This is a genomic window from Ruminococcus sp. RTP21198st1_G1_RTP21198_201120, from assembly GCF_040924265.1.
Taxonomy (GTDB): Bacteria; Bacillota; Clostridia; order Oscillospirales; family Ruminococcaceae; genus Hominimerdicola; species Hominimerdicola aceti.
The window spans coordinates 1-13091 of the sequence record NZ_JBCOMH010000023.1 but is presented as its reverse complement, the minus strand read 5'-3'; the positions used below and the strand labels follow the sequence as shown (position 1 = coordinate 13091).

The following is a 13091-nucleotide window of genomic DNA, read 5'->3' as shown; positions in this document are numbered from 1 at the left end:
TTTTGTTTTTAGGGATAAATATAAATCAGCATCTTCTCACTATTACAGGTTGGAATATCAAGACTTGTCTACAGGCAAATTTCAAACCAAGCGTGACATCTATATGACTTTTCCGTATTACTATGCTTACCAAGACAGAATAACATGCAGGAAAATATGTTATTCCTGCCCGTATGCCACTGAAAATAGGGTTGGAGATATAACGATAGGTGATTTTCATAGAGTAAATCATTATGAACCTGACATAGATAGATTTTCTTGCGTGTCTATGTTTGTTTGTAATACAAAGAATGGTGAAGATTTTTTTAAATCAATGCAACAACATCTAATTATTAAAGAATATGATTGGGATGTTATTAAAATGAATAATCGTTTTTCTGGGATAGAGACGCCGCCAGCATATAGAATAGATTATTTATCTTTAGTGGCTAATAATCAAATGGAAAAGGCTTACAAAAAATATTTAAATTATAAAATGGATTGGAGATACTATTACTACCACTTGCCTGGGTTTTTAAGGCGAATTGGAAATAAGATACTAAGGAGAGCAAAATGAGTTTAAAGTATATGCGCCAAAATCTTGAAGATAAATATGGTTTGCTTGAAATACAGGACAAAATACTTGAAATAATGGTTTATGTCGACTCTTTTTGCCAGAAAAACAGGATAGAGTATTGTCTCATGGGAGGGTCAGCTCTGGGATCTAAAAGACATGGCGGTTTTATTCCCTGGGATGATGATCTTGATATTTTTATGACACCTGATAATTATGAACGTTTCAGAGCATTGTTTAAAAAAAATGGTGATAAAGATAGATTTTATTTGCAAGAGTGGGGATTAACAGATGAAATGATCACGATAGCTAAAGTAAGAATGAATGGAACAAGCTTTATAGAAGATACTGTTTCAGATTGGGATATTCGCCATGGAATTTATATTGACATTTTTATTCTTCATAGTTGTCCTGATAATACTTTTCTTCAATTGAAACAATGTTTTTGGGCGAAATACGTCATTACTAAAGGCTTGGCTTTACGTGAAAAAAATCGACATACTGGAATAAGAGGATTGGTTATAAAAACTGCAAAATTGTTTCCAGAAAGGTTTCTTGTTAAACATGGTTTGAAACAGGTGTATAAGTATAGGCATATGAGTACTGATTATTACTGTAATTTTATGGGGAAAGCCGTTTTTAAGCAAGGCATATATAAACGCAAATGGTTTGATAATCCTGTATATGCACCATTCGAAACTGTTCAACTGAAAGTTCCAGGTAGACTACATGATTTTTTGACTGAACGTTTTGGTGACTACATGAAGCCTCCTTCATCAGATAGGATAAAATATGAACAACACGCAGAAAGTTGGGATTTTAATCATCAAAAAATCATTACTAATGAATACAATGATGAAGATAAATTAATTTGAATGGAGTAGTTTTTTTGAAAGTTTTGATTGTAAGTCATAATGTCTTTTCTAAGACAGAAAGTATGGGAAAAACATTAGAGGGATATTTTAAAGACTTTGATTCAAATGAACTAGCACAATTTTATATTCATTCACAAATACCTACTTCGAAAATTTGCAAAAATTATTACCGCATAACAGATAAAGATGCAATTAAGTCAATTCTTGGCTTTAAAGCGGGCAAAGTTTTCACTGAAAACGACATTAGAACTAGTAGAAATGATTCGAGAACTGATATTGGAGTTACAGCTTCTATATATCAGAGAGCGAGAAAAAGAACTCCATTAGTATATCTTGCAAGAAATTTATGGTGGAAATTGTCACATTGGAATAATAAAGCCTTGCAAAAATGGCTTGATGAATTTGAGCCAGATTGCGTTTTCTTTGCATCTGGTGATTATGCGTTTATGTATGATATTGCAAGGAAAATTGCTGTTTCAAGAGATATTCCTCTTTATGTGTCTTGCATGGATGATTATTATTTTTATAATAAGAACTCGGATAGTTTGCTTGGTAGATTTCAGCATAAAATTTTTATTAAAACCGTTAATAGGACGATGAGTTATGCAAAAAAAATTTTTTGTATTTGTGATAAGATGAGTGCTGATTATTCACAATTATTTAAAAAAAAGTGTATTACGATACATACTCCAACATCGATTAGTGACATAGCACCAGGAAAAGATGATGAGAAAACCAGGAAAATTTGTTATTTAGGAAATTTAGGCTATCAGAGAGACAAGCAATTGATAGAAATAGGTCGTGTTCTGAGAGAACGCAATTTTAATCCTAATCATATAGATGTATATTCTTCAGAATCAAGACAAGAAATTCTGGGTGGCATGATTGAAAATAATGGTATAGTTTTTCATGGATCGGTTGGCTCAAAAGAAGTTCAGGACCTTATGAAAAATAGTTTGGCCGTAATCCATACTGAATCTTTTGATAAAAAGATAAGACAATGTGTAAAATATTCTGTTTCGACTAAAATTGCCGATTCTTTATCTAGTGGAACATGTATTTTTGCATATGGACCAGAAGAAATTGCATCTATTTCTTATTTAAAGCAGTCTAATGCAGCTATTTGTTGTGTTAAATCAGATGATTTAGAGACAAAACTTTGCGAGTTGATTAATGATTGTGGGGTGCGCAAAAAGGTGATTGGAAATGCTTTGGGCTTGGCAAGAAAAAACCATTTACCAGAGCGTACACCAAAGATAATTCGTAAAGAAATTTTTTATCAGGAGCAGTAAAATATGAAAGTTCTGCAAGTAAATAATGTTTACAAAAAAGGCAGCACTGGAAAAATTACATTTGATATACATAAAGGACTATTAAACAAGGGTGTTGAATCAATTGTTTGTTATGGCCGAGGTAAGGTTGTTAACGAAAAAGGAATTTATAAAACATGTCCTGAGTGGTATGCAAAGTTGAATAATCTTATTACAAGATTTACAGGAGTCATGTATGGCGGTTGCTTTTTTTCTACAAATAAGCTAATTCGTGTTATAAAAAAAGAAAAACCAGATATAGTCCATATTCAATGCATCAATGGTTATTTTGTAAATATATATAGATTGATAGGTTGGCTTAAGAAATCCAAAATAAAGACTGTAATCACTCTTCATGCGGAATTTATGTATACAGCAAATTGTGGCCATTCTTTAGACTGCGAAAAATGGAAAACTGGGTGTGGGGATTGTCCTCGAGCAAAAATAGAAACGAAGTCAATTTTTTTTGATAATACATCTAAATCATGGGTTAAGATGAAAAAAGCTTTTGATGGATTTAATGATTTGATAGTTGTGTCGGTTTCTCCATGGTTAATGAATAGAGCTAGGCAGTCACCAATTTTAAAAGATAAAAACCATTTAGTTATTTTTAATGGCTTAGATACAAATATTTTTCATCCATATAATGTAGACTATCTCCGTAATAAGTTAGGGTTAAAAGGCGAAAAAATAATTTTCCATGCAACCCCTTCATTTTCTTTAGATTCAGGTAATATAAAGGGGGGATACTACGTTGCTGAGTTAGCTAAAATGTTGAAAAATGATAATGTTAAAATAGTTGTTGCGGGTCCTTACCAAACTAATATTGAATTGCCGAATGATATGATAATGCTTGGTAAAATTACAGATCAAGAGCTTTTAGCAAAGTATTATTCAATGGCTGATGTGACATTACTTACGAGCAAAAAAGAAACATTTTCAATGGTTACTGCGGAAAGTTTATGTTGTGGAACGCCAGTGGTTGGTTTTAAAGCAGGCGCTCCTGAACAGATTGCAATAAAGGAATTTAGCGAATTTGTGGAGTATGGAGATTTAAATTCCTTATATAACAAGATGCTTGTTATATTGGATACTAAAAAAAAGACATCAAGGATTCACAAATATTCTGCAAATATATATGATAAGAACATAATGATAAATTCATACATAGATTTGTATAAAAAATTCGTAGAAGGTGAATAATTGGTACCATATATACTTATAATAGGTTTTGATATTTATATTTATATAATAATGAACAAAGTCTTAGGAAAGAAAACGTTAAATAAGATAATGGCTGTTATTCTGGGATTATCCATAATTATTGTAATTGGATTAAGACATCCTTCAATGGGAACAGATTTGGGCTATGGTGGAGAGTATGGTTATTTGTCATCATATGAAAATCTATCGGAACTGGGTTGGCTTTATGTCCTTAGAAACCCATATTTAAATTATGAAATTGGATATAGAGTGTTTAATAAGATTTTGGGGATGTTAGGTTTAGACATACAATCTTTTTTAATTGTTTGTGCCGTTTTGTCTGTTGTTCCGATTTCTTGTCTTGTTTTCAATTATAGCAAATCTTCAATAACTTCATATATAATATATATGGGTTTGCCAGTTTTTCAATTACTTTATTCGGGCTTACGACAGGATATTGCAATAGGATTGTGTGTTTTTTCATTAATATTTGTAATCAACAGAAAGATTATTCCTTTTATAGCTGTTGTTTTAGTAGCGTGTACATTTCACTCGTCTGCGATAATATTTTTTATTTCGTATCCCTTGTATTATTTGAAATTTTCTAAATTTCAGAGAATGCTATCTTGTGTATTTTTAATTTTGGTTTATATTTTGAAAAGACCTTTATTTGCAGTTTTGAGCAGATTGTTTAAAGATAATGCTGCTATTGACGATAATGGTGCCATAGTACTTTTTGTTGTTTTTGTGGTGATATATATTTTTTGCACAATATATAATGATGAGTCGGAGTTGCAGAGTGGTTTTTTAAATCTGTTCTATCTTGCTTGTTTATGTCAGGCATTTGGAGATCTATATAGTATAGCCTTAAGAGTTGGATATTATTTTATGATAACACTTGTTGTTCTATTACCAAACTTGCTAAAAACTATGCCGAAATCAAAAGAAAAATTATATTCCAATATTTTTGTTCCGATTGCTTTCTTTTCTTTTGGATTGTATAGTATTTACAGTAGTTCATGGTCCATGGCGTATCCTTATCATTGGTTTTGGGAGTCAGTATAATGATTAAATATATAGCTTTTTATGATGTGAATTCAAATGAAGAAGAAAACAGAAATGTGCCTCCAGCTGCCAAGACGAAACTAGATTATATTATTTCTACATTGTGCAGTTTTGAGAAAAAAATAGAAATTATTTCTCCAGCGGTAACTACGTCTAAGAATACTTTTAAGGGGAAGAAAATTAACTTATCAGAAAAATGTGATTTAAAACTGTTTTTGACATTTGGAAAAAATAAATTAGTTTTTACAAAAGTGGGGACACTAATAACAAAGATACTGTTTATGATTTACCTTTTCATTAATGTAAAAAAAGATGATGATGTGATAGTTTATCATTCATTATACTACATGAGATTTATAAAAATACTTCGAAAATTAAAACGTTTTAATTTAATATTGGAAATTGAAGAGATATACTCTGATGTGTTAAATGATGAGGTACGCAAGAAAAAAGAACAAGCTTTTTTTAAGTGCGCGAATTCTTACATTTTTCCAACAATTTTGTTAAATAGTGAGGTTAATGTAAATAATAAACCTTATGTGATTATTCATGGTACATATCGTGTAGAGCCTGACTATAATTGTAGGTTTAATGATGGAAAGACTCATATTGTTTATGCAGGCACATTTGACCCAAGAAAAGGTGGAGCAGTAGCGGCTGTAGATGCTGCTGAATTTCTTGATGAGAATTATCATATTCATGTTATAGGATTTGGTTCTGATATTGAAATAAAGTATCTTAAAGAGGAAATTGTTCGAGTATCTAATAAGACTAAATGTGTGGTTTCATATGATGGCTTAAAACATGGTGATGAATATATACGATTTATTCAAAGCTGTGATATAGGTTTGAGCACGCAAAATCCTGATGCGGCATTTAATGCTACATCATTTCCAAGTAAGATTCTTTCGTATTTATCTAATGGATTACGAGTTGTAAGTATCAGAATTCCTGCTATAGAGGGCTCAGATGTAGGAGACAAGCTTTTTTACTATGATGAGCAAACACCTAAACAAATTGCAGATGCCATTCTATCGGTAGATATGGCTCAAGCTTATGATAGTAGGTCAGATATTGTTGATTTGTCAAATAAATTTCAAAATGAATTGATGTTGATGATGAAGGACTATTAGTCATAAGAGTATTGCTTTTTTCTTTTAAATAAAAGAAGGGGTGAATTTTCCTGAAAATATTTAAACGAATTTTATATTTATACAGAAGCAATGTAGAGTGCATAAAATACAGACATAAGTAGGAGAAGTGTTTAATGAGCAGAAAAATCGGTGTCATATTGTCTTATGCTTTAATGATTTTTGAAGTTCTATCAACTTTATTGTTGACACCATTTATTATAAGTACATTAGGACAAGCTGAGTATGGTGTATACAAGCTAGTTGTTGCTATTAATGCATACCTTCTTTTACTGGATCTTGGCGTTGGTAATGCTATTATCAGATATATAGCCAAGTATAGGGTAGAAAATGATAGAAATAAAGAACGAAATTTTTTAGCTGTTGCTATAATTTTCTATTTAATAATTGCGGTTATTGCAATTATCATAGGGTGTGTTTTGGTTGTTATTTTTCCTAAGGTGTTTTCCAAGGGCTTGTCTGATTCAGAGATTAGATTGGGGCAAATTTTGCTTGGCGTTACGATGTTTAATTCTGCTGTAACTCTTGGTACAACGGTTTACAATAATATTTTAATTGCATATGAAAAATTTGCAGTTTCGCGAATAGCATCTATAGTACAAATTATAGTTAGAATGATTCTTACCTACGTTGTATTAGTAGCTGGCTGGGGAAGTATTGGAATTGTAGCTGTTAACTTATTAATGACAGTTTTATGTCGTTTGTACTTTATTGTATATGTAAATTTGATAATAAAACTGAAACCTTTATTTAGGGGAATTGACTTTTCGTTTGTAAAAGAAATAGTAGCATATTCCTCATTGATATTGCTCCAAATGGTTGCGACACAATTAAATTCTACGGTAGATCAAATATTGATTGGCTCGCTTGTGAAAGCTTCTGCTGGAATTTTAGCGGTTTATGGTGTTGGTACACAGATTGTACAATATTTTCAATCCATTGGTTCAGCGTTTACCGGTGTATTGATGCCAGGCGTTGTAAAGGTAGTTGAGGAAAGAGCGTCATCGTCTGAGTTAACTAAAGAAATGGTTAAGGTCGGTAGAATTATTTTCATGATGCTTTCTTTAATTCTATGTGTGTTTATAGTAAATGGAAAGGAATTTATCATTTTGTGGGCTGGAAATGATAATTCTCAGGCTTATGTTGTTGCAACTATTTTAATGGCAGCGTATATCTTTATATTAACTGAATCAATTGGAACACAGATTTTGTGGGCTATGAATCAGCACAAAGAGCAGTCTGTACTAAAAATTGTTATTGTCATATTGAATATTGCTCTTACTGCATTATTGATTAGTTGGAATCCTTTGATAGGTGCTACGATTGGAACATTTATTTCTCTTATACTTGGAGATGTAGTGGTTATGAATGTTATATTTAAGAAAAAGCTTGATATAAGTCTTAAATTTTATTATTATGGTATTTTTAAAGGCATAGTACCTTGTTTGGTAATCGCATTTATAGTTGGCATTATCTTTAAAATATTTATGCCTGTTGGTTGGGTATGGCTCTGTGTAAAGATATCTATAATGATGTTAGTTTATGGAGTCTTACTTATAAAATTTGGAATGAATACATACGAAAAAAACATAGTATGTTCTGTACTAAAAAAAATTAAAGCAGTTGGAGGAAAATAACATGTCACAATTCACAAACAAAACCCTAATGATAACCGGAGGAACGGGATCATTTGGAAACGCAGTATTAAATAGATTTCTGGAAACAGATATCGGAGAGATCAGAATATTTTCGAGAGACGAAAAAAAACAGGACGATATGCGTCATGAGTATCAGGCGAAAATGCCTGAGGTAGCGGATAAGATCAAGTTCTACATAGGCGACGTGAGAAATTTGCAGTCCTGTAAGGACGCTATGCACGGCGTAGATTACATATTCCATGCGGCTGCACTCAAGCAGGTCCCGTCTTGTGAGTTTTTCCCAATGGAAGCCGTAAAAACTAATATTATCGGTACGGATAACGTCCTGACAGCCGCTATCGAGGAGGGCGTTGAAGCAGTAATATGCCTTTCAACTGATAAGGCAGCCTACCCTATCAATGCCATGGGTAAGTCAAAATCTCTTGAAGAAAGCGTCGCTATCGCTAAGAGCAGATATAGCGGTAAAACTAAAATATGTTGTACTCGTTATGGTAACGTAATGTGCTCCCGTGGATCTGTTATTCCTCTGTGGATCGATCAGATCAAAGCAGGCAACCCTATCACTGTAACAGAGCCTAATATGACTCGTTTCATTATGTCACTTGAAGAAGCTGTCGACCTTGTACTCTATGCTTTTGAGAACGGAGAAAACGGCGACCTGCTTATCATGAAAGCCCCCGCTTGCTCTATCGGTCTTCAGGCTGAAGCCGTTACTGAAATGTTTGGCGGCAAAAAAGAGGATATCAAAGTCATTGGTATACGCCACGGCGAGAAAATGTATGAAACACTTCTTACCAATGAGGAGTGCGCAAAGGCTATCGACCTTGGCGGCTTCTATCGTGTCCCTGCCGATAATAGAGGCCTGAACTATGATAAGTTCTTTAGAGACGGCGACGCAGACAGAAATACTCTCACTGAGTTCAATAGTAATAATACAAAGCTCCTTAATAAGGAAGAAATAAAGGAAAAAATGCTTAAGCTTGCATATATCCAGGAGAGATTGGCTGAGGATTGATATGTCAAAGAAGTTGGTCATCCTCGGTGCAGGCGGATATGCAAATACTGTTAAGGACGTTTCTGAACAGTTGGGCTATGATGTGATAGCTATGCTGGACGATAGATTTGCCGACCGTACGCTTGATTCTTTTGCTAAATATATTGCTGACGATACGGAATTTATTCCTGCCTTTGGAAATAACGAGTTTCGCTTGTCTTGGTGCGATAAAATAACTAGAGCAGACGGCAGACTTGCCACTGTTGTGCATCCTACAGCTTATGTAAGTCCTACCGCTTCTATCGAAAATGGCGTTGTGGTGCTTCCGAAAGCTGTTATCAATACAGATGTGACAGTGAAACGTGGCTGTATCATCAATCTGGGCGCTATCGTAGACCATGGCTGTGTGATCGAACAGGGTTGTCATATCTGCCTTGGAGCAATAGTAAAAGGCGAAAATAGGATCGCAGCGCTGAGTAAGATAGAAGCCGGAGAAGTTGTGCAGCTTAGACAGTATCCTGTGAATAAATGATTTTACCAAAGGTCGTGGCTGACCTCAGGAGGAAAGTATATGGAACATAATTTTAAATGGAAAAATGACGGCAGAACAAAGGTAATGATCGGCTGCGGCACCCGCCCTGAGATCATTCGCCTGGCGGCTGTAATAAGAAGATGCCGTGAGTATTTTGATACCTGCGTTGTGTATTACAATCAGAACTGGGACCGTAACCTCAGTACAGTTTTCTGGGAGGATTTCGAGCTGAAAAACACTTTCGGCGAGTTCGGCCCTGATATTCTTGTTCCTGTAGTAGGGGATAATCTGGGCGTTACCTGCGGAAATATTCTCGGCAGAAGCTATGAACTGCTTTCAGAATTGCAGCCTGACGCCTATCTTGTCCTTGGCGATACAAACAGCTGTCTGTCAGCTATCTCCGCTAAAAGACTTCATATCCCGCTTTTTCATATGGAAGCAGGAAACAGATGTAAGGACGAGTGCCTCCCGGAGGAAACAAACAGAAGAATAGTCGACGTTATCTCTGACGTAAATCTTTGCTATTCCGAGTTTGCAAGAAAGTATCTTGCTGATACCGGACTTCCAAAGGAAAGAACATATATGACAGGCTCGCCTATGGCGGAAGTCCTTCGTGGTAATCTGGATAAAATTCAGGCTTCTGACGTTCTTGAACGTATGGGTCTTGAAAAGGATAAGTATATTCTTCTTTCTGCACACAGAGAGGAGAATATCGACACAGAAAAGAACTTTACAAGTCTGTTTACTGCAATAAACGCACTGGCTGAAAAGTATGATATGCCAATATTGTATTCCTGCCACCCGCGTTCAAAGCATAGACTTGAAAAGAGCGGCTTTAAGCTCGACCCTAGAGTAAGAGTAAACGAGCCGCTGGGATTCAATGACTATAACTGTTTGCAGATGAATGCACTTGCTATCGTTTCAGACTCAGGAACGCTTCCTGAGGAGAGCAGCTTCTATCTTTCAATAGGTCACCCTATCGCAGCAGTTTGTATCCGTACTTCTACCGAGCGCCCTGAAGCACTTGAAGCAGGGGACTTTATCCTTGCAGGAATTACAACAAAAGAGCTGCTCAATGCTACCGATATGGCTATCGAAATGAAGCAGAAAGGCGTTCTCGGCAAGCCGTGTCCTGACTATGTGGACGAAACAGTATCAATGAAAGTCGTAAGGATCATTCAGGGATATGTTAATGTAGTCAACAAAATGGTCTGGAGAAAAGATCAGTAAGGAACGTGGAAATATGAAGATATTGATTACAGGCGCAAAGGGCATGGTTGGAACAGCCCTTGTGAATAATCTGAAAAATATCAGAGATAACAAAAATCGAACAAGACCGAATATTTCTGTTGAAGAAATATATGAGTATGATATAGATTCCACAAAGGAACAGCTTGACGAGTATTGCAAGGAAGCAGACTTTGTTTTCAATCTTGCAGGGGTAAACCGTCCTGAGAATACTGAGGACTTCATGAAAGGAAACTTTGGTTTTGCGTCACAGCTTCTTGATACTCTGAAAAAGTATGATAACAAGGCAACTATCATGCTTTCGTCCTCCATACAGGCAACGCTCATAGGGCGTTATGACGGAGAATACGGCAGAAGCAAGCTCGCAGGTGAAGAGCTTTTCCAGAAATATGCCGCAGAAACAGGAGCAAAGGTCGCAATATATAGGTTTCCTAACCTTATGGGTCATTCAAGACCAAAGTACAATTCTTTTGTATCAACACTTTGCTACTGCGTGGCTAATGACGAGCCGTATTCCATAAATGACAGAGCAAGTGAACTGGAGCTTCTTTACATTGATGACCTTGTTGAGGGTATGTTTGATCTTCTTGAGGGCAAGGAAAAGCATTGCGAGTTTGACGGCGTAACGCCTGTCGCAAATGATAAGGGCAGATATTGTTATGTGCCTGTTACTCATAAGGTAACTTTGGGCGAGGTGGTAGATCTTCTTGAAGAATTTAAGCAGCAGCCTAAGACCCTGCTTATGCCTAAAATGCCAAAGGGCTCTTTTGCCAAGAAACTGTATAGTTTGTATCTTACTTATCTCCCTTCAGATAAATTCAAGTATGCGCTGAAAATGAATGTAGATAACAGAGGCAGTTTTACTGAGCTTGTTCATACAGAGGATTGCGGACAGGTAAGTATAAATATAAGCAAGGCGGGCATCACAAAGGGTCAGCATTGGCACAACTCAAAATGGGAGCTTTTCATAGTTGTCCACGGTCATGGTCTGATACAGGAGCGTAACATAAACACAGGAGAGAAAGTTGAGTTTGAGGTCAGTGGAGATAAGATCGAGGCTATCCACATGATACCTGGCTGGACACATAACATTATCAATCTCAGTGATACGGAGGATCTTGTTACTGTTATGACCTGCAATGAGATATTTGATCCAAGTCATCCTGATACTTTTGGGGAGCCTGTGTAATGTCAGAATATATAAGATCCCTCCGCCAGCACCTAGGCCACACCCCTCTGCTGCAGGTGGGAGCAAGCGTAATAGTAATAAACGAAGTAGGACAAATGCTCATGCAGCAGAGAACAGACTGCGGAAGCTGGGGATATGCAGGCGGCTCGGTGGAACTTGGTGAGTCTGTTGAGCAAACAGCCGAAAGAGAGCTTTTTGAGGAAACAGGTCTTAAAGCAAAAAAGCTCGAACTGCTTGGCGTCTATTCAGGTGAAAAAATGCAGTATACTTATCCAAATGGCGATAAGGTGTCAAACGTTGATATCGTCTACACCTGCCACGAGTATACAGGCGAGCTTAAAATGCAGGCTTCTGAGGTGTCGCAGCTTAAATTTATTGATATCTGCGACCTGCCGGAGGATATTTTTCCTCCAAATAGACCTGCTATAGAAGATTACATCAACAAAAATAAAACTTAAAGGAGACACTGTTATGTGCGGAATTGTTGGATTTACTGGAAATAACGAGGCAGCCCCAATACTCTTGGACGGCCTGTCAAAGCTTGAGTATAGAGGCTATGACTCTGCCGGTATCGCTGTAAGAAACGGTGACGCAGAGCCTGAGATCGTAAAGGCTAAAGGTAAGCTGAAAGTCCTAAAGGAAATGACTAACGACGGAAAAGCTGTAAAGGGCGCCTGCGGTATAGGCCATACCCGTTGGGCTACCCATGGCGAGCCGTCAACTGTAAACGCCCACCCTCATTGCAGCGACGATGAAAATGTTATCGCCGTACATAACGGTATTATCGAAAACTATCAGGAGCTTCGTGAAAAGCTTATCAAAAAAGGATATACCTTTAAGTCAGAAACTGATACCGAGGTTGCCGTAAAGCTTATCGACTATTATTACAAAAAGTACCTGGGTACTCCTGTTGACGCTCTTAATCACGCCCTCGTCCGTATCCGTGGCTCTTATGCTCTCGCTGTTATGTTCAAGGACTATCCCGGTGAGATATATGCCGCAAGAAAAGACAGCCCTATGATAATAGGAGTAACTGGCGGTGAAAGCTACCTTGCCTCTGACGTTCCTGCAATACTTAAGTATACAAGAAATGTCTACTATATAGGCAATATGGAGCTTGCAAAACTTACAAAGGGCGCAGTTGCTTTCTACAATCTCGATGGCGAAGAAATACAGAAAGAAATGAAAACTATCGAGTGGGACGCAGAAGCTGCAGAAAAAAGCGGATATGAGCATTTTATGCTCAAAGAAATACACGAACAGCCAAAGGTGATAAAGGATACTATCAATTCTGTGCTTACAGACGGGAATAT

At 36.3% G+C, this 13091-nt stretch carries 12 protein-coding genes and 1 pseudogene; all 13 read left to right on the top strand.

All coding sequences use genetic code 11. From position 1 onward, the window contains the following. Positions 1 to 49 precede the first annotated feature (49 nt). A complete protein-coding gene (locus AB5627_RS13005; RefSeq protein WP_325213452.1) occupies positions 50 to 556 on the top strand; it encodes a Coenzyme F420 hydrogenase/dehydrogenase, beta subunit C-terminal domain in 507 nt (168 codons plus the stop codon). Beyond that, complete coding sequence (locus tag AB5627_RS13000) at positions 553 to 1428, top strand: phosphorylcholine transferase LicD (protein WP_368369890.1); 876 nt, start codon at positions 553 to 555, stop codon at positions 1426 to 1428. Before AB5627_RS13005 ends, AB5627_RS13000 begins: the two co-directional genes overlap by 4 nt. Before the next feature lie 14 nt (positions 1429 to 1442). Continuing rightward, complete coding sequence (locus AB5627_RS12995) at positions 1443 to 2720, top strand: glycosyltransferase (protein ID WP_265290498.1); 1278 nt, start codon at positions 1443 to 1445, stop codon at positions 2718 to 2720. Positions 2721 to 2723: 3 nt separating this feature from the next. Then, positions 2724 to 3941, top strand: a complete 1218-nt coding sequence (locus AB5627_RS12990) for a glycosyltransferase (RefSeq protein WP_265290497.1) — start codon at positions 2724 to 2726, stop codon at positions 3939 to 3941. Next, positions 3942 to 5006, top strand: a complete 1065-nt coding sequence (locus AB5627_RS12985; protein WP_265290496.1) for an EpsG family protein — start codon at positions 3942 to 3944, stop codon at positions 5004 to 5006. Then, on the top strand, positions 5006 to 6139 hold the full coding sequence (locus AB5627_RS12980; protein WP_265290495.1) for a glycosyltransferase: 1134 nt from the start codon (positions 5006 to 5008) through the stop codon (positions 6137 to 6139). Before AB5627_RS12985 ends, AB5627_RS12980 begins: the two co-directional genes overlap by 1 nt. A 134-nt stretch (positions 6140 to 6273) precedes the next feature. Continuing rightward, entirely contained in the window at positions 6274 to 7794 is a 1521-nt protein-coding gene (locus AB5627_RS12975; RefSeq protein ID WP_022286577.1) for a polysaccharide biosynthesis C-terminal domain-containing protein, read from the top strand. A gap of 1 nt (position 7795) precedes the next feature. Beyond that, positions 7796 to 8830 carry a polysaccharide biosynthesis protein gene (locus AB5627_RS12970; RefSeq protein WP_022286576.1) on the top strand — a complete coding sequence of 345 codons (1035 nt, stop codon included), beginning with the start codon at positions 7796 to 7798 and terminating at the stop codon, positions 8828 to 8830. 1 nt (position 8831) lies between these two features. Then, positions 8832 to 9341, top strand: a complete 510-nt coding sequence (locus tag AB5627_RS12965; protein WP_022286575.1) for a sugar O-acyltransferase sialic acid O-acetyltransferase NeuD family — start codon at positions 8832 to 8834, stop codon at positions 9339 to 9341. 39 nt (positions 9342 to 9380) lie between these two features. Continuing rightward, positions 9381 to 10571, top strand: coding sequence for a UDP-N-acetyl glucosamine 2-epimerase (locus AB5627_RS12960; protein WP_022286574.1), 1191 nt, complete (start codon positions 9381 to 9383; stop codon positions 10569 to 10571). A 13-nt stretch (positions 10572 to 10584) separates the two neighbouring features. Beyond that, positions 10585 to 11778, top strand: a complete 1194-nt coding sequence (locus tag AB5627_RS12955; protein ID WP_022286573.1) for an NAD-dependent epimerase/dehydratase family protein — start codon at positions 10585 to 10587, stop codon at positions 11776 to 11778. Next, positions 11778 to 12236 carry an NUDIX hydrolase gene (locus AB5627_RS12950; protein WP_368369889.1) on the top strand — a complete coding sequence of 153 codons (459 nt, stop codon included), beginning with the start codon at positions 11778 to 11780 and terminating at the stop codon, positions 12234 to 12236. The genes AB5627_RS12955 and AB5627_RS12950 overlap by 1 nt, the downstream gene beginning before the upstream one ends. 13 nt (positions 12237 to 12249) lie before the next feature. Continuing rightward, a pseudogene (locus AB5627_RS12945) lies at positions 12250 to 13091 on the top strand (glutamine--fructose-6-phosphate aminotransferase); the annotation flags it as partial.

Coding starts and splice junctions, on each gene's coding strand:
- AB5627_RS13000 (WP_368369890.1), top strand. CDS start 553: ATGAGTTTAAAGTATATGCGCCAAAATCTTGAAGATAAATATGGTTTG.
- AB5627_RS12990 (WP_265290497.1), top strand. CDS start 2,724: ATGAAAGTTCTGCAAGTAAATAATGTTTACAAAAAAGGCAGCACTGGA.
- AB5627_RS12980 (WP_265290495.1), top strand. CDS start 5,006: ATGATTAAATATATAGCTTTTTATGATGTGAATTCAAATGAAGAAGAA.
- AB5627_RS12975 (WP_022286577.1), top strand. CDS start 6,274: ATGAGCAGAAAAATCGGTGTCATATTGTCTTATGCTTTAATGATTTTT.
- AB5627_RS12970 (WP_022286576.1), top strand. CDS start 7,796: ATGTCACAATTCACAAACAAAACCCTAATGATAACCGGAGGAACGGGA.
- AB5627_RS12965 (WP_022286575.1), top strand. CDS start 8,832: ATGTCAAAGAAGTTGGTCATCCTCGGTGCAGGCGGATATGCAAATACT.
- AB5627_RS12960 (WP_022286574.1), top strand. CDS start 9,381: ATGGAACATAATTTTAAATGGAAAAATGACGGCAGAACAAAGGTAATG.
- AB5627_RS12955 (WP_022286573.1), top strand. CDS start 10,585: ATGAAGATATTGATTACAGGCGCAAAGGGCATGGTTGGAACAGCCCTT.
- AB5627_RS12950 (WP_368369889.1), top strand. CDS start 11,778: ATGTCAGAATATATAAGATCCCTCCGCCAGCACCTAGGCCACACCCCT.